Raw genomic sequence first — 20,137 nt, 5'->3', positions numbered from 1 at the left:
TGTGACCGACCTTCCCTCCCTCCGCGAAACCCTCGACGCCCACGGCCTTTCGGCCAAGAAGAGCTTCGGCCAGCATTTCCTGCTGGACCTCAATGTGACGCGCAAGATCGTCCGGATGGCCGGTCCGTTCGACGGCCGTGCCGTGATCGAGGTCGGCCCCGGCCCCGGCGGCCTGACCCGCGCCCTGCTGGAGTCCGACGCCGGCCCCGTGATCCTGGTGGAAAAGGATCCGCGCTTCATCCCCCTGCTGTCCGAACTGGACGACGGCTCCGGCCGCCTGACCATCGTCGAGGCCGATGCGCTGAAGGTGAAGGAAGCCGATCTGGTCACCGGCCCGACCCATATGGTCTCCAACCTGCCCTACAACGTCGGCACGCCCCTGCTGATCAAATGGCTGACCGGCCCGTGGTTGCCGCACAGCCTGACCCTGATGTTCCAGAAGGAGGTCGCCGAGCGTGTGGCCGCCGGTCCCGGCGAGGACGCCTACGGCCGTCTGGCGGTCATTTCCCAGGCCGTCTGCACCGCCCGTATCGTCATGCACCTGCCTGCCGCCGCCTTCACCCCGCCGCCCAAGGTGGCCTCGGCCGTGGTCCATCTGGTCCCGCTGGACGAACGCCCCTCGCCCGAACGCCTGAAGAAGCTGGAACGCGTCACCGCCGCCGCCTTCGGCCAGCGCCGCAAGATGCTCCGCTCCAGCCTGAAACAACTCGGCGGCGCCGCCCTGTGCGAGGCCGCCGGCATCGAACCCGACGCCCGCGCCGAGACCATCGACGTGGCGGGCTTCCTGCGTCTGGCGGACGCGCTCCAATGACCGTCGAACCCTTCCGCGCCATCTCCGTCAGCCGCCTGGCGCACCAGCTGAAGGCCGAAGGCCGTTCGATCATCCATATGGAGTTCGGCCAGCCCTCGACCGGCGCCCCTGCCGTAGCCATCGCCCGCGCGCACGAGGTGCTGGACGCCGACGCCATGGGTTATTGGGAAAGCCCCGATCTACGCGCGCGCATCGCGCGGCTGTATGATGATCGTTACGGCGTCGCAGTCGATCCGAACCGTATCCTGCTGACCTGCGGCGCCTCGCCCGCCCTGGTGCTGGCGCTGAGCACCCTGTTCAAGCCCGGCGACCGGATCGCCCTGGCCCGACCCGGCTATGTCGCCTATCGCAACACCCTGCGCGCCCTGCATCTTGAGCCGGTCGAGATCGCCTGCGGTCCCGGCACCCGCTTCCAGCTGACCGCCGCCCAGCTCCAAGCCCTGGACCCCGCTCCCGCCGGGGTCATCATCGCCAGCCCGGCCAATCCGACCGGCACCATCATTCCAGACGTCGAACTGGCCGCCATCGCCGAGGTCTGCCGCGCGCGCAAAATCGCCATCGTTTCTGACGAGATTTACCACGGCCTCAGCTACGTCGGCCCGACCCCATCCATGCTGCAGTTCGCGCCCGACGCCGTGGTGATCAACAGTTTCTCCAAATACTGGAGCATGGCCGGCTGGCGCCTGGGCTGGCTGCTGGTCCCGGAAACCCGGATCGACGCCGCTCGCGCCTATATCGGCAACATGTTCCTGACCCCGCCCAGCCTGAGCCAGCACGCCGGACTGGTCGCCATGGACGCGGTCGATGAGCTGGAAGGCCAGATCCACAACTACGCCCGCAACCGCCAACTGATGCTGGACGCTCTACCGGCGCTGGGCCTACGCAAGATCGCGCCACCGGACGGCGCCTTCTACATCTGGGCCGACATCGGCCACCTGACCGACGACAGCGTCGCCTTCTGCGAACAGTTGCTGCGTGACACCGGCGTCGCAACCGCGCCCGGCGTCGATTTCGACCCTGTCGATGGCCACCGCTTCATCCGCTTCAGCTTCGCCGTCTCGACGCCCGAGATCGAGGACGCCCTGAACCGGATGCGCCCCTGGTTCGCCGCCCGAGCCTAGGCCGCCACCTTCGCCGCAGCCGACGTCGCCTTGTGCAAGGCGTCGTACAGTTTGCGAGGCTCCAGCGGCTTGGCCAGCCAGTCGGTCATCCCGGCGGCGTAGCAGGCCTTGACCTGTTCGGCCTCCGTCCCCGCGCTGAACCCGATCACCGGCACGGCGGCGTTGAGCCCGCCTGACGCCCGCAGCCGTCGCGTCGTCTCGTTGCCGTCGATGCCGGGCATATTCACGTCCATCAGCACGACGTCGAACGGCCGTTCCGCCAGCAGTGACAGCGCCAGATGCCCATCCGAGGCGGTCGCCAGATCCACGTCCAACGGCTGGAGCACTAGGGCGATGGTGCGACGGTTGATCTCGTGATCGTCAACGGCCAGCACTCGGATACGGCGCGCCAGCATCGGCGCTGCAGCGTCCAGCCCATCCTCGGCCTCCGTCGGTTCTCCCGCAGGCAGATCGACGCACAGAGTAAAGGCTGCCCCCTGCCCCGCCACGCTCTTGACTGTCAGGTCGCCTCCCATCAACCGCGCCAGCTCCCGGCTGACCGTCAGACCCAGACCCGTCCCGCCATAGGTGCGGGCCACCTCGGCGGAGCCTTGCGCGAATGGCGTGAACAGCCGGCTCATGGCTTCGGGAGTAATGCCCGCCCCTTGATCGGTGACAGTCAGGGTCAGACAATGCAGATCGTCGGCTCGCGGCGCGACGGCCTCCAATCGGATCGTGCCGGCAGGCGTGAACTTGATCGCGTTGGACACCAGATTGTTGATGATCTGGCGCAAACGGTAGGAATCCCCGCGCAGCCACAGAGCCTCACTCCCGACGCCCGACATCTCCAACGTCAGCCCCTTCTCCGCCGCCGGCGCCGCCCAGAACCGCACAGTGTCACGCATCAGGTCGCCCAGATCGAAGTCGCGGCACTCCATCGACATCGCCCCGGCTTCCATCTTGGAATGATCCAGCAGGTCGTTCAGCATCCCGGTCATCAGTCGCCCGGCGTCGATGATCAGGTCGGCGGTCTCCTCCCGCTTCTCCGGCATTTTGCCGCCGCGAATGACGTGGGCGCCGGCCAGGATTGCGCTGACGGGCGTTCGCAGCTCATGGCTGACGATGGCGGCCATCGCCGCGCGGTCGGCCATGGCCGCCTGCGCCTGTTCCAGCCGCTGCTCGGCCTCAGCGCGCGACTGGACCTCGGCCTCACGCGATCCATGCACGCGCCAATAGATGTTCAAAACCATGCCCACAAACAGGGCGGCCGACAGGGTCATGACCACCACGCCGCGCGTGTCGCCTTGCGCCACCTTGATCACCGGCATCAGGGCCAAGCCCGCCAGGTAGGGGCCGCCCCCGATGAAGAAGACCTCTCGCGAGGCGATTCCCGACGCGACATTGGTCAGAAGGCCGCCCGCCATCGTCAAGGCGGCCAGGGTCACCAGCGCCGGATGGTTGGTCGACCATATGACCAATGCGATCGCGGCATAGGTTGTCGCCATGAGGGTCGTGGACGCCAGGGCGACCGCCACCACCATCCGGCTGTTTGAGGATTTTGCGCGTCTGAAAGGCGCCATGGCCAACAGCTCCAACCCCTGAACCAGGAGTGCAGCGGCCAGCCACAGGGGGATCCACCGGCCCATGCCGGCCTCGTTCATCGCCCAGGCGACGAGCGCCGCGAGCAGCAATCGAACCGGGACTTGCTTGAGGCGCTCCTTGGCGCTGCTCGCCAGGATCGGTTCGATTGAGTCCAGAAAATGCATGACAGCCCCGTTCGCCAGCTACCGTTAGGTCAAGAGGGCGAACAGGAGGTAAATCGCAGATCCGTAGGACTAGGGAATGTCCCCTAGCTCCACATTTACGCTCTGAAACCTTCTGCACGGCACAAGGACGTCAGTAGCGTAGCGTAGAGTACCCCACGCAGCGCCGCCGACCCTCAGGGTCTGCGGCGCTGTTTTTTTGTCAGACCACTTCGCGCAGCAACGCCGTGCGATAATCCTCGACCCAAAGGTTGCGGAACCGGCGCGATCGCTCGGCATGATAGATGTGGGCCAGTTCGGCGTAGGACCGGTCGAAGTCCTCGTTCACCAGCACATAGTCGAAGGCGTCGCAGTGTTCGATCTCGCCCTTGGCGTTGGCGACGCGGCGCTCGATCACGTCCTCGGCGTCCTGCGACCGCGTCACCAGGCGACGACGCAGCTCTTCGAGGCTAGGCGGCAGGATGAAGACGCGCACGGCGTCCTCAGGACATTTCTCGGCAACATCGCGCGCGCCCTGCCAATCGATGTCGAACAGCACATCGCGCCCCTCGGCCAAGGCCCGGTCCACCGGCGCGCGCGGGCTGCCGTAGCGATTGCCATGAACGTCCGCCCATTCCAGGAAGGCGTCCTGGTCGATCAGCCGCTGAAACTCCTCGTGCTCGACGAAATTATAGTCGCGCCCATGCACCTCGCCCGGCCGGATGCCGCGCGTCGTCATGGAGACGGACAGCTCCAACCCGCCATGATCCGCCATCAACCGGCGACACAGCGACGTCTTTCCGGCGCCCGAGGGGCTGGCGACGATCAGGAGGACGCCCCGGCGGGGCGTGCGTTCATTCGACATTCTGGACCTGCTCACGCAACTGTTCGATGACGGCCTTGAGCTCCAGGCCGATTCCGGTGAGCGCGGTCGTAGCGGATTTCGAGCACAGCGTGTTGGCCTCACGCATGAATTCTTGCATCAAAAAGTCGAGTTTCCGCCCGGCGGGCGCCGAGGCCACAAGCTGGCGCGCCGAGGCGACGTGGGCCGTCAGTCGATCCAGCTCCTCGCGCACGTCCGCCTTGGTCGCGAGCGCGGCGGCCTCAAGGAAAATCCTATCTTCCAAGCCCGGCGCATCGGGCGCCAGTTCGGAGATGCGACGCGTGAACCGGTCGCGGATGGCCTCGACTTGGGCCGTCGCCTCGCCTTCAGCCTGGGCCGTCAGCGTCTCGATCCTGGTGATGAAGTCCTCCAGCACCGGTGTAAGCTGCGCGCCTTCGTTCTGGCGCGAGGCCTTGAGGGCATCCAGCGCCTGCTCGACGGTGCGCGTCATCGCGGCTTCCAGCACCGCGCGCGCCTCGGGATCGTCCACCTCTTCCGGCGCCTCGATCACCCCGCGCAGGGCCAGCAATCCATCGGCCGATGGCGGCGTCGCGCCGTCCTCGGCCAGTTCATTAGCGAGGGTCAGATAGCGCGCCAGGACAGCGGCGTTGATCGTGACCGCCGCTTCGCCCGCCTCGGCCCGCTTGGCCTGGACGCCGAGGGTGACTTGGCCCCGCGCGAACCGCGCCTGGCCCGCCGCCTTGGCCGACCGCTCCAGCTCGTCGAAGCCGTTCGGTCCCCGGAACCGGATTTCCAGATTGCGCCCGTTGACCGAGCGCGCCTCGACCGACCAGGTCCAGCCCTCTCCGGCCCCGTCCGCCCGGCCAAAGCCGGTCATGCCCGATAGGCTGCTCATCGTGATCCCTGCGTCGCGCCGGCCGGAAGCGTGATTGTCGCCTGGCCGCCTGTGGGTGCGGCAGCCGGTTCCGTCGTCATCGGCGCCGCGCTGGTCCCCGGCGCCACGGGTGCGGCCGCTTCCGGCGGCAGGCCCGCCTTCTGACGCTCGATCTGGCGCCAGCGCGCCACGTTCTGCAGATGCTCGTCATAGGTCAGGGCGAAGGCGTGTCCCCCCGATCCGTCCGCGACGAAAAATAGCGCCGGATCGGCCGGCGGGTTCAGCACTGCCTTCATCGCCTCCTTGCCCGGATTGGCGATGGGCGTCGGCGGCAGGCCGTTGATCTGATAGGTATTCCACGGCGTCGGCGCCAACAGTTCGGAACGGCGGATGCCACGACCCAGCGGTCGTCCCTTGGTCACGCCATAGACGATGGTCGGATCGCTCTCCAGCCGCATTCCGGCCCGCAGCCGGTTCGAGAAGACGGCCGCCACGCGTGGACGCTCAGCGGCCAGCGCCGTCTCCTTCTCCACGATGGAAGCCAGGACCACCGCCTCTTCCAGGCTGCGTGCGACCGTGGCCGCCGACCGCTGGCTCCACAACAGGCGCAAGTTCTCGTTCGCCGCGCGCTGCATCCGGTCGATCACCGACTGGCGCGTGTCGCCGCGCGAAACCTCATAGGTATCCGGCCACAGGCTACCCTCTTCAGGCGTCTCGGCGACGGCGCCGGTCAGCACCGGCGCCTTGTTCAGGATGTCCACCGCCTGCAGCGATGACCAGCCCTCGGGCAGGGTCACGAAATGGCGCACCACCCGCCCCTCGACCAGCAGCTTCAGCACCCCCGCCAGGGACGTGCCGGACGGCACCTCATATTCACCGGCTCTCAGCTTGCGATCCGCGCCGGTCAGGGTCGCCGCCGCGCGGAACAGGTCGGTCGAACGGATCACACCCGCCGCCTTCATCCGCGCCGCGATGGCCGAGACGCCCGATCCGCTGGACAGCGTCACGACCGTCTTGTCGCCCTGCCGCGCTGATGGTCCCGGCGCATAATAGATGGCCCAAACCGCGATCAAGGCGGCGAGCAGGAACAGGCCGAAGGTGGCGGACGCCGTCAACAGCGAGACCGTGAACCCCGACCGCCCGCTGGACTTTTCGACCCGTCCCCGCCCGAACATCTCAGTCGACCTTCTTGAAGATCACCGAGGCGTTGGTGCCTCCGAAGCCGAAGCTGTTGGACATGGCCACATCGATCTTCATCGGCTTGGCCTTGTTCGGAACCAGGTCGATGGGCGTCTCCATCTCCGGGTCATCCAGATTGATGGTCGGCGGCGCGACTTGATCGCGGATCGCCAGCACACAGAACGCCGCCTCGATGGCCCCGGCGGCGCCCAGCAAATGCCCCGTCATCGACTTGGTCGAGCTGACGGTCAGGTTCTTGGCGTGATCGCCGGCCAAGCCCTCGATCCCCTTCAGCTCGATCCAGTCGGCCATGGTCGAGGTGCCATGGGCGTTGACATAGTCCAGGTCGGACGGCTGCATCCCTGCCCGCTTCAGCGCCATCTTCATGGCCCGCACACCGCCTTCGCCGTCCTCGGACGGGGCGGTGATGTGATAGGCGTCGCCGCTCATGCCGTAACCGACGACCTCGGCGTAGATCTTGGCCCCGCGCGCCTTGGCGTGTTCATATTCCTCCAGCACCAGGATGCCGGCGCCCTCGCCCATGATGAAGCCCGCATGGCCCCGATCATAGGGACGCGACGCCTTCTCCGGCGTGTCGTTATAGGCGGTGCACAGCGCCTTGCAGGCCAGGAAGCCCGCGATGCCGATCGGCACGACCGAGCTTTCCGCCCCGCCCGCAACCATCACGTCGGCGTCGTCCAGCGCAATCATCCGCGCCGCATCGCCTATGGCGTGGGCGCCGGTGGCGCAGGCGGTGACGGCCGCGTGGTTCGGCCCCTTCAGGCCGTGGCGTATCGAAATCTGACCGCCTGCCAGATTGATCAGGGCGCTGGGGATGAAGAAGGGGCTGACCCTCCGCACGCCCTGTTCCTTCAGGACGATGGCCGTTTCGGCGATGGGGCCCAGGCCGCCGATGCCGGAGCCGACCATGACGCCGGTGCGTTCCTGATCTTCGTCCGTCTCGGGCTTCCAGTTCGCATCCGCCAGGGCTTCGTCCGCCGCCGCGATGGCGTACAGGATGAAGTCGTCGACGCGCTTCCGGTCCTTTACGGACATGATCTTTTCGGGATCGAAGTCACCCTCGCCGCCGCCGCCGCGCCCATCCACGCTCGGGATTTCGCCGGCGATGGTGCAGCCATAGCCCGTGGTGTCGAACGACGTGATCGGACCGATGCCCGAGCGTCCCTCGACGATACCCTTCCAGCTCTTCTCGACGCCCCAACCCAGGGGGGTCAGCAGACCGATGCCCGTAACGACGACGCGGCGCATGGTGCGTGCTCCTTCAACTTTATCCGACCTTCGGAATCACATGGGGATTCGCAAGGGTCAGAAACAGTAAAGGCCGCCGGGCGTCTCCGCTAGGAGCGCCGGGCGGCCCTGTGAACCGTCAGCCTGTTCGGCCGATATCGGCGACTGAGATCAGCCGGCCGACTTTTCGTCGATGAACTTGACCGCATCGCCGACCGTCTGGATGTGCTCGGCGGCGTCATCCGGGATCTCGATGTCGAATTCTTCTTCGAAGGCCATCACCAGCTCGACGTTGTCGAGCGAGTCGGCGCCCAGGTCGTCGATGAAGCTGGCCTTTTCGGTGACCTTGTCCGGATCGGCGTCCAGATGGTCGATGACGATCTTGCGAACGCGCTCGAGGGTGTCGGACATGAGTGTCTCTCTGCCTGTTTAAAATCGCCGTAGAGGCGGGGGTAGCTCAGAAATCGCCGTCTCACGGCAGCGAAGGCGACGCAAGCCCGAAAGCCCGAACCGCCGTTGCATCAAGCCCTTTAGCACAGGCTTTCGGGCTGGAAATAGTCTGTTGCGCGTCGTGATGACGGCAACCGACCTTAAATCATCGCCATGCCGCCGTTCACGTGCAGGGTCTGACCCGTTACATATGCGGCTTCATCGGACGACAGATAGACGGCGGCGGCGGCGATCTCGTCGCCCGAACCCAGCCGGCCGGCCGGAATACGGCCCAGGATGGTCTCACGCTGCTGGTCGTTCAGCACGTCCGTCATCGGCGAGGCGATGAAGCCCGGCGCGATGCAGTTGACGGTGATGCCGCGCGAACCGACCTCCTGCGCCAGCGACTTGGAAAAGCCGATCATGCCGGCCTTGGACGCCGAATAGTTGGTCTGACCCGGATTGCCGGTCACGCCGACCACCGAGGTCACCCCGATGATTCGGCCCGAACGCCGTTTCATCATCCCCTTCACCGCCGCGCGGGTCAGGCGGAAATAGCTCTCCAGGTTGACAGTCAGGACGGACTGGAAATCCTCGTCCTTCATCCGCATCAGCAGACCGTCCTTGGTGATGCCGGCGTTGGCCACCAGGATGTCCAGGGGCGAACCCGCCGCCGCCTCGGCCGCAGCGACCAGATTATCGACCGATTCCGGGTCCGACAGATTCGCCGTGGCGAAATGCGCCCGCTCGCCCAACTCGTTGGCTAGATCCGCCAAGACCGCCTCGCGCGTGCCCGACAGCACCACGGTCGCGCCCTGCGCATGCAGCGCCCGCGCAACGGCTCCGCCGATCCCGCCCGTCGCGCCGGTCACCAGCGCGGTTTTGCCTGCAAGGTTGAACATCAGTTCCCTCTATTCCTTCCGTCATCCTCGGGCTTGACCCGAGGATCAGGCGCTGTGCGGCGCCGATGTCAATAATGGCGCTCAGACGCCGAAGTGCGGACGGTCCGATCCTCGGGTCAAGCCCGAGGATGACGGTCTGCGCGTATCAAAGCGACTTGGCGAACGCTTCCAGCTCTTCCGGCGTGTTCAGCGGCAAGCTCTCCGCATCAGGCGCGATCCGCTTGGCCATGCCCGTCAGCACCTTGCCCGAGCCGATCTCGACGAAACGGGTCACGCCGCCTTCGGTCGCCATCCACTCCATGCTCTCGCGCCAGCGCACACGACCGGTGACCTGTTCGACCAGCAGGCGGCGGATGACCTCGGGGTCGCTCTCCGGCCGAGCAAGCACGTTCGCCACTACCGACACGACCGGCGCCACGATGGTCGCCGAAGCCAGGGCCGTCGCCATCTCGTCGGCGGCGGGCTGCATCAAAGGACAATGGAAAGGCGCCGAGACGTTCAGCGGGATCGCCCGCGCGCCCAGTTCCTTGGCCTTGTCGATGGCGCGGTCCACAGCCGCCTTCTCGCCCGAGATCACGATATTGCCGTTGTTGTTGTCGTTGGCGACCACGCAGACGCCCACTTCCGAACCGGCCGCCGCCGCCGCTTCCGCCAGCGCCAAATCAGTCTTGGGTCCGATCAGCGAAGCCATCGCCCCCTGCCCCACCGGCACGGCGCGCTGCATGGCCTGACCGCGCAGCTTCAGCAGCCGTGCCGTATCCGACAGCGAGATCGCGCCCGCCGCCGCCAGAGCCGAATATTCGCCCAGCGAGTGACCGGCGACATAGGCTGCGGTCGCCACATCGAACCCGAACTCGACCTTCAGCGCCCGGATCGCCGCCATCGACACCGCCATCAGGGCCGGCTGGGCGTTCTCGGTCAGGGTCAGCTGATCCTCGGGGCCTTCGCGCATCAGCACCGACAGCTTCTGGCCCAAAGCGTCGTCGACCTCGGCGAAGACGTCGCGTGCGGACTGAAAGGCGTCGGCCAGTTGAGCGCCCATGCCGACGGCCTGGCTGCCCTGGCCCGGAAACAGAAGTGCGAGGGTCATCGACCGCTCCCTGAATCATTGATCAAGGCGCGGACCCGTAAGGCCAGACTTCCGTCAGGGCAAGCGGCGCTGGCGTCCCGGCCCACACCGAGGGCTGCGCTCAAATGCGTCCCGTTTTTCTCAATAGTCGATCCCGCGCCGCATTGACGCGAATGGCCAGGCCTTCGGTGCCGCCTTGGTCCGGGTGGGCGCGCGCCATGGCCCGCTTCCACGCCGCGCGAACTTCGGCCTCGCTCGCGCCTGGCCTGACGCCCAGCACGGCGCGCGCATCTGCTTCGCTGATCGGTTCAGATCGGATCACGGGCCGGATACGCGACGACCAGGCCAGATAAAGGCCCGCTCCCGCCAAGGCGGCAGCCGTCAGCCACGACCCGCGGAACGTGGCCAGGGCGCCCCGGACAGCATGACCGCCCCCAGCAGGGTCGCCGTCACGCGCCAATGCGCCCGACCGCGTCGCTCGGTCTGCCGGCCCAGTCGCACCAGCGCCCAGACGGCGATCGCCGCCAAGGCCAGCCAGATCAGGCCCATGGAGAAATCAGGCCGCCACGTCCAAAGGGCTGAGCGCCTGTTCCAGCCCCATGGCCTTCATCAGGTTGCGCATTTCCTGGCGTGCGGCGACGTGGGCCAGCGACACCGCCACAGGCCGGATGTCGTTCGACAGGTCCGCCACCGTCAGGCCGAAGGGGAAAAGCTCGCGATAGATGACCCGGTCGCGCAGACCCGGCCCGACGCGGAAGCCGACGCGTTTGGCCAGCTTGTTCATCCGCTCTTCCAGGCGCTTGCGGTTACGCGCCTCTGCGACGGCGAGGCGATTGGTGACCACCAGCCAGTCGATGGTGGCGTGACGCCCCTGGGCGATGGCCCGCTGCTTGCGCGCCTCCCAAACGCTCTCGGAATAGATCGAGGGCTTCAGCAGATCCAGCGTCACCGGATCGACGTCGCCCAGCAGGTCGAAATCGACGAAACTGTCGTTCATCGGCGTGACGATCTGGTCGGCGCGGGCGTGCGCCGCGTTCGAAACCGCCGTGTCGCCGCCGGGGGTGTCGATCAGAATGCAATCGACGCCCTGCGCCGCCGCCTCGTCGAAAGCGCGCTCGAACACGGCGATCTGTTCGGCGACATCCGCCTTAGCCAGGGCCTTGCCGTCGCCCATATCGGGGATGAAGGGCTGAGGCAGCGTCTGCTCGTTCGCGGCCAGCCAGGCCAGGCGATTGTGGAAGAAGCGCTGCATCGACCGCTGGCGCAGGTCCAGGTCGATGATCGCCACCGTCCGCCCGGCGTGCAGCATGCCGGTCACGATGTGGATGGCCAGGGTGGATTTGCCCGCCCCGCCCTTTTCGTTGCCGAGGACGATCACATGCGGCTGCGTCATTCGAGGGAATCCTCTGTGCCGACCGCGCGACTCAAACTGCGCGATCCTAGGTCCGAAGAGATTCGGCCTCCGCGCCGCAAACGTCAACGGAACCTTAACGCAGACCTGTGGACGGCGAGAAGGCGGTCCTCAGCTGTTGCGGGCGCACCATGCGTCCGCAACATCGGCGGATCGGCATACAGCGGCTGCGGTCTCGGTCGAGACCGGCCCGACCTTTAGCCGCGTCAGGCTGCGGCCGTTGACCTGAACCTCTTCGAACACCGGCGACAGGCCCGCCAGATCGGACTTGGCCCTCAGCCGCGCCCACGCCTGTTGCGCGCCGGCGGGACTGGAATAGGCCCCCAGCTGGATCGTGCGCCCCTGCGTCGGAACATTCAGGCTGGCGGAACGCAACATCGGGGCCTGGATCCGCGCGACCGCCTCATCCGCCACCGCCTTCGCGACGGCTGGCGCCGCAGCTTGAACCACAGGTTCGGTGACGCGAATCACGGCGTCACGCAAACCCGCATCTTCGACCTCGTGACGAATGCCGGCCTGGGCGTCGCGGGCATCCCACATCGCATGCGGGTCCATCACGGCCACCTTGACGGGCGTAAAGCGGGCGGGGCGCAGACCGGTCTGTCCGGCGGAACGATGCCCGTCGGGCGTCAGTGGGACATCGATCGCCGCTACATTGTCGGCCATCGAACGGAAACGGTGAGGATCGCTGTCCACCGCGCCGCAGCCGGCCAAGGCCAGGCCGCCGGCGCAGGCCAGGGCGATCAGAACTGGACGGGTCGCTTCTGCGGGCGTCATAAGCACGACCCTAGAGCCCAGACTTTGCAGTCTGGTGCATCAACAGGCTTAAGCGGAAAGGTTAATCGCTTCATAATGATAGACGCCGCCCCCCTCCCCGTCGTCCGCACCGTCGCCGAACTGCGTGCGATCGTCCGGGACTGGAAACGACAAGGCCTGAGCGTCGGCATGGTTCCGACCATGGGCGCCCTGCATGAAGGCCACCTGACGCTGGTGCGCGAGGCCGCGCGCCACGCCGACCGCGTCGTCGCCTCCAACTTCGTCAATCCGACCCAGTTCGCCGCGCATGAGGATTTGGGCAAATATCCTCGTCAGCAGGAAGAGGACGCCCGCTTGCTGGCCGGCGCAGGTTGCCACCTGATGTTCGCTCCCTCGGCCGAGGAGATGTATCCTGAGGGCTTCGCCACCAGCATCGCCATGAGCGGCCCTGCCCTTGGCCTGGAGGGAGATTTCCGGCCGCAGATGTTCGGCGGCGTCGCTTTGATCGTCACCAAACTTTTCAACCAGGTCCAGCCCGATGTCGCCGTCTTCGGAGAAAAGGACTACCAGCAACTGATGGTCATCCGCCGCTTCGTGCGGGATCTGGATCTGCCGGTCGAGATCGTGGGCGCGCCGACCGAGCGCGACGGCTGGGGCCTGGCTCTCTCCTCGCGCAATGGCTACCTGACCGAGACGGAGCTTGAGACCGCACGGCGTCTGAACGGCATCCTGGCCGAAGCTGCGGTCCAGGCCGCCAGCGGCCGGCCCCTGCCCGGTGTCGAGCGCGAAGCCTATGCCGCCATTTTGAAAGCCGGGTTCGAACGCGTCGACTACGTCGTCATCCGCCACGCCGACGATCTGACGCCGTTCCGCAACGACATCGTCGACGCCCCCGCCCGCATCTTGACCGCCGCCTGGCTGGGCAAGACGCGGCTAGTCGACAATATGGCGGTCTGAAACGATATGGGCCGCATCCGTTCGCCGGATGCAGCCCCTTCTAGATCAGCCGATGGCGCCGACGCAGCCTTCTGCATCGCCCGGCGCCAGGTCGGCGTCGGTCAGAGCGATAGTCCAGCCGTGATGCGTATTCAGGCCCCAGCGTCGCGCGCCGCCGCCGTCGCCGGCGTCGCCGCCGGCCGTCACGACGACGCGACGGCCCTTGGGCAAGGCCGGCGGATCGATCTTGCCCACGGCAAGAGACGTCGGCGTCTCGCCGCCGTAACCGTCGAACACGCTGAGCATCGACCATTCGCGACGCAGGCCCATCCACCAGGCGTCCTCGGTATTGATCGCCAGCACCGCGATCCCGTGCCCTTCGGCGGCGAAGGCCAGGGCCTTCTGCGGATCGCGCACCATCCTGATGTCGGCGGCGGCGCCGAAGCGCAGGCGGGCGCCGTCATAGGCGCGGGTCGGTTCGATCGGCGCCCAGACCTGGACCTGCAGCCGGCCCTGGCGCGCCAGGCCCCAGCCGACGATCTCGCGCCACAGATGCTCGACGGCTTCGGCGTTCTCCGGCTGGGCCTGTTTCAGCATCCGCGACAGCACGGTCTGCTCGCGGTCGGGACGCAACTTGGTATGCGGGCCGGTGGGGGCGTCTTTGGCGCGACCGACGGTGGCGGCGACGGCGAGACGTTGTTCGAACAGGGCAAGGATCTGGTCGTCGATGCTGTCGATTTCGGCGCGCAGGGCGGCGAGCGCCTGCTGCTCAGGCGTCAGGTCGGCCATGTCAGGCCACACTTGCTGGACTTTGGAATTGGGCATGGAATTGGGCTTTCGGCATTCTGAATTTCGATATGTGCAGGGGCGAACAGCCGCTCTGGTTCAGAGCGGTCGCCGGTGAGACTGTCAGGGACGGAGTGCGCCCGACGCCTCAGCCGGCGTATCGAAAGCCGTAAAAGCCGTAGCCAAAATAGAGGCCGGAAACCGCGCGCGAACGGTCGGAAGAAACAGAAAGAGCGCGCTGGCGGGACATGGTCCGGTTCCGGTTATGCGGATCGTTTTGCGATCCGCGCAGATGTTAAGGACGCAAAGACCGTGCGCCGTCAACCCTCAGGGAAGCTCAACAGGACAAAACGCGTCTGATTATCGCTGGAATCCTGCAAGTCGTTGCGCAGGATCGACAGGCCATAGACCTCGGCCGCGCCGACCGGGGCGATGGCGGCTCGCGTCGGATCGCCCGCTTCGGCGACATCGCGCGCCGCGCCGGCGGTGTCGAAATGCTCGATCACCTCAACGTTCAGCCCGGCCAGCGTGCCTTTGCACTGAGCCAGGGCGATGGGGTGGCTCTCGACCGTCTTAATGTCCGACAGCCGCGCACCCGGCGTCGCCATCAGCGCATGGCGGATCGGCCGCCAAACCTCGGCGACCGGCTGCACGCCAAGCCCGCCCACCAACGTCGCCGCCGGCTCAACAACGCCGATGGTCGAGTTCTCGACCGGGATGAGGGCGCAGCCGCAATCGCCTGCCCGAAGCGCATCCAGAGCCTGGGCGAAGGTCTCGAACGCCACCGCCTCGTCCCATGGCCGCAAGGCCAGACAGGCCTCGTGGCTGAACGAGCCGGGCGCGCCCTGATAGGCGACCCGACCGGGCTTGTCGTCAATCTGAGCCGCAACTTCCATCGATCACTACCTCGGAATCGTCCCGATCTGGCGCTGCGGAGATGGCGTCACCATGACCGGATCGGCCCACATTTGGGGCGCTGACGGCGGCTAGGCCGCCACCGACTGCGCGACCCGTCCCGCCTTGAGGCGCTCAGCCACCAGGAAAGCCAACTCCAGCGCCTGGTCGGCATTCAGGCGCGGATCGCAATGGGTGTGATAGCGGTTGGACAGGTCATCTTCGGTCACCGCCTGGGCGCCGCCGATGCATTCTGTGACGTTCTGGCCTGTCATTTCCAGGTGGACGCCGCCGGGGTGAACCCCTTCCGCCTCGGCCACGTCGATGAAGGTCCGCACCTCGCCCAGGATCCGGTCAAACGGCCGGGTCTTGTAGCCGTTTCCGGCCTTCAGCGTATTGCCGTGCATCGGGTCGATCGACCAGATCACCTTGCGGCCTGACGCCTTCACTTCGCGCATCAGCTTGGGCAGGCGTTCGCCGACCTTCTCGTGACCGAAGCGGCCGATCAGGGTCAGGCGGCCAGAGATATTGTCGGGGTTCAGCGCGTCGATCAGCGGCAGCAGGTCGTCGGACTTCATGGTCGGCCCGCACTTCACACCGATGGGGTTCTTGATCCCCTTCATGAACTCGACGTGCGATCCATCAAGCTGACGCGTGCGCTCACCGATCCAGAGCATGTGCGCCGAGGTGTCGAACCATTCGCCCGAACCGCCATCCAGACGCGTCAGGGCGCTCTCGACATTCAGCAGCAGAGCCTCATGGCTGGTGAAGACCTCGACACGGCTCAGATCTGGATGCGTTTCAGGCGTGACGCCGACCGCCTCCATGAAGGCCAGGGCCTCGGTGATCTTGTCGGCCAGTTCGCGGTACTGGGCGCCGGCGGCGTTATCGCCCGCGAAGCCCAGGGTCCAGCGATGGATGTTGTACAGGTCGGCATAGCCGCCGCCGGCGAAGGCGCGCAGCAGGTTCAGCGTCGAGGCCGACTGGTTATAGGCCCGGATCAGACGCTGGGGATCGGGCACGCGCTCTTCCGGCGTGAAGCCCATGCCGTTGATGATGTCGCCGCGATAGCTGGGCAGTTCGACGCCATCGATCTCTTCCAACGGCGACGAGCGCGGCTTGGCGAACTGGCCTGCGATACGACCCACCTTAACCACTGGCTTGCGCCCGGCGAAGGTGAGCACCACCGCCATCTGCAGGATCAGGCGGAAGGTGTCGCGGATGTTGTCGGTCGAGAACTCTTTGAAGCTCTCGGCGCAGTCGCCGCCCTGAAGCAGAAAGGCCTCGCCCCGCTCGACCTGGGCGAGCTTCGATGTCAGGCGTCGCGCCTCCCCGGCGAAGACGAGCGGCGGCAGGGCGCGCAACTCGTCCTCGACGAGCGCGAGGGCGTTGGGATCCGGATAGTCCGCCGGCATGTGCAGGGCGGTCTTGGTTCTCCAGCTTTCGGGGGTCCAGCGTGTCATCGTGCATGAATAGGGCTTTGCGCCCATCCAAACAACGAAAAGACAGATGGATTTTGCCGTAAAGCGTCAGTCTTCGGCGGGCGGCGCCTTTTCGGTCGCGGTTTCGGCCTTGCGTTCGGCCTTGGCCGCCGCCTTCTCCGCCGCCTTTATGGCCGCCGCGCGGTCGCGTTCCTGACGCTCGAAGCTGTAGTTGGGTTTGCGGGCCATTGGCGTCCTCGTCTCATGTCCTAGTCTGACGGCGAAGGTGGCGATGCATCGCGTTCAACGCAATCGCCAAATCCTGCCGCGCACGGATTGCTCGTCAGAGCAGCCGCTCCTTGCGGGTCAGAATCTTCGTCGTGGCGTCCAGCGTGATCAATATGCGAGCAAGAAGTGTCATGCGCGATAAACGCCTTGAAGCACTCCGCGTTCAGTCCCGCGAACCTTCGTCGCACCCATAAGCGAGCAACAATGACCCATTCTATCCTGCTTGGCGGCGTCGAGGCCGGCGGCACCAAATTCATTTGCGGCGTCGCCGACGCCAATGGCAGGATCATCGACCAGATCCGAATCGCCACCACCACGCCTGACGAAACGCTGGATGCCGTCGCCGCCTTCTTCATTGAGGCCCAGTCGCGCCACGGTAAGCTGGCGGCGCTGGCGATCGGCAGCTTTGGCCCCCTCTCCCTACGACCCGACGCGGCGGATTACGGCGCGATCACGACAACGCCCAAGCCCGGCTGGAGCAACGTCAACCTGTTGGGCCATCTACGGCGCACGCTGGATGTGCCGATGATGCTGGACACCGACGTGAACGGCTCGGCCATCGCCGAACGGCTGTTCGGCAGCGGAAAGGGGCTGGAGAGCTTCTGCTACGTCACCGTCGGCACCGGCGTGGGCGTCGGAGTGATGATCAACGGCGCGCCTCATGGCGGGGCGAACCATCCCGAAGCCGGTCATATCCGCCTGCCCCGCGCAAAGGGCGACGATACGTTCAAGGGCATCTGTCCCTTCCACGTCGATTGCCTGGAAGGTCTGACCAGCGGCCCTGCCCTCCACGCCCGATGGGGCGCGCCGGCCGAGACCTTCGCCCCCGATCATCCCGCTTGGGCGATGGCGGCCGAATATATCGCCGGCCTCTGCACCAACCTGACCTACACGCTACGTCCGGAGCGAATCATCATCGGCGGCGGCGTGATGCAGCCGCATATGTACGGCCTGGTCCGGCAGACGCTGACGCGGCAGTTAGGCGACTATGACGCCGGCATCCGCGATCTCGATATGGAGGCCTATATCGCCGCTCCGACCGCCGGCGCCTCGGCCGGCCTGATCGGCGCCTTCGCCCTCGCCTATCGCTCGATCACAGGCCAATGGCCGCAAGACTGGGCGACGCAAGGCTAGATCGGAAATGGGTGAAGATGGTGGACGCGACAGGGATTGAACCTGTGACCCCCTCGGTGTGAACGAGGTGCTCTCCCGCTGAGCTACGCGTCCTTGCCTTGCGGAGGCGGCGACATAGCCCGGTCGCCGGCCCCGCGCAAGCGTCTGTTTCAGATTCCGGCGGCTCGAACCCCTTCGGGCGTGTCGGCTTCCGGATCGCCCGGCAGCCAGGCGACGTGACCGTTGTAGATGTCCTCGTTCAGTATGCCCTCTTCCTTGGCGACCAGCACAGGCACCAACATCTGGCCGGTGACGTTGGTCGCCGTGCGCATCATGTCGATGATCCGGTCGATGGCGACGATATAGCCGATGCCTTCCAGCGGAAGGCCGGCAGTGGACAGGGTCAGGGTCAGCATGACGATGCTGGTCCCCGGCACGCCCGCCGTCCCCAGCGACCCCAGCACCGCCGTCAGGCCGATCAGGATGTACTGCGTCAGCGTCAGGTCTATCTTGAAATACTGGGCGATGAAGATCGAAGCGATGGCCGGATAGATGGCGCCGCAACCGTCCATCTTCACATTGGCGCCTAGGGGCACGGCGAAGGCGGCATAGGCCTGAGGCACGCCCAGCCGCTCGACTGTCTGGCGCAAAGTGATCGGCAGCGTCCCCAGCGACGATGATGTCGCGAACGCCGTCTGCTGCGCCGCGAAGGCGCCGCGGAAGAAGCTAGTGACCTTCAGGCCGTGCACCTTCAGCAGGCCCGAATAGACGATCAGGATGTGGAACAGGCAGGCGGCATAGATGGCGAGGATGAACTTCAGGAGCGGCAGCAGCGCCTCCCAGCCATAACCGCCGACGACCGAGCCGATCAGGCCGAACACGCCGATGGGCGTCAGCTGGATCACCCAGCGGGTGATGCGGAAGATGACGGCCGCGCCCTCGTCGACCAGCCTCCGCACCCCCTGCGCCCTGTCGCCCAGCGCCACCAGCGCCATACCGACCAGAGCAGAGAAGAAGATGATCTGCAGCACCTTGCCCTCAGCCAGGGCCGCGAACGGATTGGTCGGCACGACGCCGATCAGCACCTCCAGCGGCGTCGGGATCACCCGCTCCTTGACCTCGCCCAGCGGCAGGTTGGACAGGCCCACGCCCGGATTGATGATATGGCCGAAGGCGAAACCGACCAGCACGGCCAGCAGCGAGGTCACGGCGAACCAGACGATCGTCCGCACGCCCAGCCTGACGGCCCCCGCCCCCTCTCCCAGCTTTGCGATGGAGCTTGCGATGGTGAACAGCACCAGGGGCGCAACCACCATGCGGATCAGGTTCAGATAGACGTCGCCGATCGGCTGAAGCCAGGCCTCGGCCCGCTCCCGCAAGATCAGCCCGGCGATGATGCCGAGGATGAAGCCGGCGGCAGTGCGCTGCCAGAGCGGAATCTTGAAGAAGCGAGCGAACATAGAGGCACTTTCAACAGGGGTGCGCCAATCTGTCCATCGCCGCGTCGATCCGCAACCGCACCGGCGATCATTCAGCCGACAGATTTCCTGTCTGCGTTCCTCAGAATTTCAACGCCTTCATGACGTAGAAGTCGGACAGGACGCCGTCGATGGCCTCTTCGACGTCCTCGAAATCGTCGATCAGGACGTCGGCGCCCAGTTCCTCGACCGGCACGGGCGTGAAGCCGAAAGTGACCAGGATGCACGGCATGCCCGCATCCTTGGCCGCATCCGCGTCCGGCGCCGCGTCCCCGACCATGATGGCCCGTTCGGGATCGCCGCCGGCCTTGACGACCGCCTCCTTCAGATGCGCGCCCGAGGGTTTGCGGGCGCTGACCCGGTCCGGCCCGACGATGGCGGCGAAATGACGGGTCAGGTCCAGCTTTTCCAGCAGCAACTCTGACAAATCCGAGCGCTTGTTGGTCGCCACGACCAGGACCGCCCCGCGTTCGCTCAACCGCTCCAAAGTCTCGACCACGCCCTCGAACGGCTGCGAGCCGTCAGCGATGTGGGCGGCGTAATCGACTAGGAACCGCTCGAACAGTTCGTCCGATTGCGCCCGTTCGACCGAGGCCCCGGCGGCCTCGAACCCGTGAACCAGCAGCGCTCGCGCACCAGAGCCAATCAGGGTCGATGCCGCTTCTATCGGCACGGGTGGCAGGCCCTCGTCGACCAGCAACCGGTTCAGCGTTCCAATCAGGTCCGGCGCGGAATCGACCAGCGTCCCATCAAGATCGAAGACGATCGTCCAGCCTTCCAGATCGCGATCGGTCATCCACATCTCCCGCTGGCCCAAATGATGGGCTAGATCGCAGGACGAGTAGACCGCGAGACG

Annotated in this window: 22 protein-coding genes and 1 tRNA gene; 4 read left to right on the top strand and 19 right to left on the bottom strand. The window is 66.3% G+C overall.

The features are described from left to right. The first annotated feature begins 1 nt into the window (after nt 1). Together rsmA and ACZZZD_RS02200 are read left to right on the top strand one after the other, a co-directional pair. A complete protein-coding gene (rsmA, locus tag ACZZZD_RS02205) occupies nt 2-811 on the top strand; it encodes a 16S rRNA (adenine(1518)-N(6)/adenine(1519)-N(6))-dimethyltransferase RsmA (protein ID WP_463432251.1) in 810 nt (269 codons plus the stop codon). Beyond that, entirely contained in the window at nt 808-1,932 is a 1,125-nt protein-coding gene (locus ACZZZD_RS02200; protein ID WP_463432250.1) for a pyridoxal phosphate-dependent aminotransferase, read from the top strand. The genes rsmA and ACZZZD_RS02200 overlap by 4 nt, the downstream gene beginning before the upstream one ends. On the opposite strand, the gene ACZZZD_RS02195 is transcribed toward ACZZZD_RS02200, so the two are convergent. The 12 genes from ACZZZD_RS02195 to ACZZZD_RS02140 form a co-directional block, all read right to left on the bottom strand. Beyond that, a complete protein-coding gene (locus ACZZZD_RS02195) occupies nt 1,929-3,677 on the bottom strand; it encodes an ATP-binding protein (RefSeq protein ID WP_463432248.1) in 1,749 nt (582 codons plus the stop codon). The two genes, ACZZZD_RS02200 and ACZZZD_RS02195, sit on opposite strands and share 4 nt — an antisense overlap. Nucleotides 3,678-3,876: 199 nt before the next feature. Next, nucleotides 3,877-4,518 (bottom strand): guanylate kinase, encoded by a 642-nt coding sequence (gmk, locus tag ACZZZD_RS02190; RefSeq protein ID WP_372692232.1) that lies wholly within the window; start codon nt 4,516-4,518, stop codon nt 3,877-3,879. Continuing rightward, nucleotides 4,508-5,392, bottom strand: coding sequence for a YicC/YloC family endoribonuclease (locus tag ACZZZD_RS02185; RefSeq protein WP_463432246.1), 885 nt, complete (start codon nt 5,390-5,392; stop codon nt 4,508-4,510). The genes gmk and ACZZZD_RS02185 overlap by 11 nt, the downstream gene beginning before the upstream one ends. Continuing rightward, on the bottom strand, nt 5,389-6,546 hold the full coding sequence (gene mltG / locus ACZZZD_RS02180; RefSeq protein WP_463432244.1) for an endolytic transglycosylase MltG: 1,158 nt from the start codon (nt 6,544-6,546) through the stop codon (nt 5,389-5,391). The genes ACZZZD_RS02185 and mltG overlap by 4 nt, the downstream gene beginning before the upstream one ends. Nucleotide 6,547: 1 nt before the next feature. After that, nucleotides 6,548-7,819, bottom strand: a complete 1,272-nt coding sequence (gene fabF, locus ACZZZD_RS02175; protein ID WP_463432242.1) for a beta-ketoacyl-ACP synthase II — start codon at nt 7,817-7,819, stop codon at nt 6,548-6,550. Nucleotides 7,820-7,969: 150 nt separating this feature from the next. Continuing rightward, complete coding sequence (locus ACZZZD_RS02170) at nt 7,970-8,209, bottom strand: acyl carrier protein (RefSeq protein WP_008264317.1); 240 nt, start codon at nt 8,207-8,209, stop codon at nt 7,970-7,972. A gap of 179 nt (nt 8,210-8,388) precedes the next feature. Then, nucleotides 8,389-9,129 carry a 3-oxoacyl-[acyl-carrier-protein] reductase gene (fabG, locus tag ACZZZD_RS02165; RefSeq protein ID WP_463432240.1) on the bottom strand — a complete coding sequence of 247 codons (741 nt, stop codon included), beginning with the start codon at nt 9,127-9,129 and terminating at the stop codon, nt 8,389-8,391. 145 nt (nt 9,130-9,274) lie between these two features. Further along, nucleotides 9,275-10,219 carry an ACP S-malonyltransferase gene (gene fabD / locus ACZZZD_RS02160; RefSeq protein WP_463432238.1) on the bottom strand — a complete coding sequence of 315 codons (945 nt, stop codon included), beginning with the start codon at nt 10,217-10,219 and terminating at the stop codon, nt 9,275-9,277. A gap of 100 nt (nt 10,220-10,319) precedes the next feature. Beyond that, the gene (locus ACZZZD_RS02155) at nt 10,320-10,520 is read right to left on the bottom strand and encodes a J domain-containing protein (protein WP_463432236.1); all 201 of its coding nucleotides are present in this window, start codon (nt 10,518-10,520) and stop codon (nt 10,320-10,322) included. Between the two features lie 59 nt (nt 10,521-10,579). Continuing rightward, nucleotides 10,580-10,747, bottom strand: a complete 168-nt coding sequence (locus ACZZZD_RS02150) for a hypothetical protein (protein ID WP_463432234.1) — start codon at nt 10,745-10,747, stop codon at nt 10,580-10,582. 7 nt (nt 10,748-10,754) lie between these two features. After that, nucleotides 10,755-11,591 (bottom strand): division plane positioning ATPase MipZ, encoded by an 837-nt coding sequence (locus tag ACZZZD_RS02145; RefSeq protein WP_463432232.1) that lies wholly within the window; start codon nt 11,589-11,591, stop codon nt 10,755-10,757. A gap of 129 nt (nt 11,592-11,720) precedes the next feature. Continuing rightward, nucleotides 11,721-12,386, bottom strand: coding sequence for an SPOR domain-containing protein (locus ACZZZD_RS02140; protein WP_463432230.1), 666 nt, complete (start codon nt 12,384-12,386; stop codon nt 11,721-11,723). A gap of 75 nt (nt 12,387-12,461) precedes the next feature. On the opposite strand from ACZZZD_RS02140, the gene panC reads away from it, so the two are divergent. Further along, nucleotides 12,462-13,322 carry a pantoate--beta-alanine ligase gene (panC, locus tag ACZZZD_RS02135; protein WP_463432228.1) on the top strand — a complete coding sequence of 287 codons (861 nt, stop codon included), beginning with the start codon at nt 12,462-12,464 and terminating at the stop codon, nt 13,320-13,322. A 45-nt stretch (nt 13,323-13,367) separates the two neighbouring features. Here panC and ACZZZD_RS02130 read toward each other — a convergent pair whose 3' ends face one another. From ACZZZD_RS02130 to ACZZZD_RS02115, 4 genes are all read right to left on the bottom strand, one after another. After that, complete coding sequence (locus tag ACZZZD_RS02130; protein ID WP_463432226.1) at nt 13,368-14,126, bottom strand: chorismate mutase; 759 nt, start codon at nt 14,124-14,126, stop codon at nt 13,368-13,370. 281 nt (nt 14,127-14,407) lie between these two features. Next, a complete protein-coding gene (locus ACZZZD_RS02125) occupies nt 14,408-14,983 on the bottom strand; it encodes a prephenate dehydratase domain-containing protein (protein WP_463432224.1) in 576 nt (191 codons plus the stop codon). Nucleotides 14,984-15,073: 90 nt separating this feature from the next. Beyond that, nucleotides 15,074-16,444, bottom strand: coding sequence for a class II 3-deoxy-7-phosphoheptulonate synthase (locus ACZZZD_RS02120; protein ID WP_463432222.1), 1,371 nt, complete (start codon nt 16,442-16,444; stop codon nt 15,074-15,076). Between the two features lie 66 nt (nt 16,445-16,510). Further along, on the bottom strand, nt 16,511-16,651 hold the full coding sequence (locus tag ACZZZD_RS02115) for a hypothetical protein (RefSeq protein ID WP_167762578.1): 141 nt from the start codon (nt 16,649-16,651) through the stop codon (nt 16,511-16,513). Nucleotides 16,652-16,894: 243 nt separating this feature from the next. On the opposite strand from ACZZZD_RS02115, the gene ACZZZD_RS02110 reads away from it, so the two are divergent. After that, a complete protein-coding gene (locus ACZZZD_RS02110) occupies nt 16,895-17,824 on the top strand; it encodes an ROK family protein (RefSeq protein WP_463432219.1) in 930 nt (309 codons plus the stop codon). Between the two features lie 18 nt (nt 17,825-17,842). On the opposite strand, the gene ACZZZD_RS02105 is transcribed toward ACZZZD_RS02110, so the two are convergent. The 3 genes from ACZZZD_RS02105 to ACZZZD_RS02095 form a co-directional block, all read right to left on the bottom strand. Next, nucleotides 17,843-17,917, bottom strand: a tRNA-Val gene (locus ACZZZD_RS02105). Between the two features lie 56 nt (nt 17,918-17,973). After that, nucleotides 17,974-19,263 carry a dicarboxylate/amino acid:cation symporter gene (locus ACZZZD_RS02100; protein ID WP_463432217.1) on the bottom strand — a complete coding sequence of 430 codons (1,290 nt, stop codon included), beginning with the start codon at nt 19,261-19,263 and terminating at the stop codon, nt 17,974-17,976. A gap of 100 nt (nt 19,264-19,363) precedes the next feature. Then, nucleotides 19,364-20,083, bottom strand: coding sequence for an HAD-IA family hydrolase (locus ACZZZD_RS02095; protein WP_463432215.1), 720 nt, complete (start codon nt 20,081-20,083; stop codon nt 19,364-19,366). Nucleotides 20,084-20,137 lie beyond the last annotated feature (54 nt).

It is taken from the genome of Brevundimonas sp. AC546 (assembly GCF_979258305.1).
This window is presented reverse-complemented; position numbering and strand designations above follow the sequence as displayed.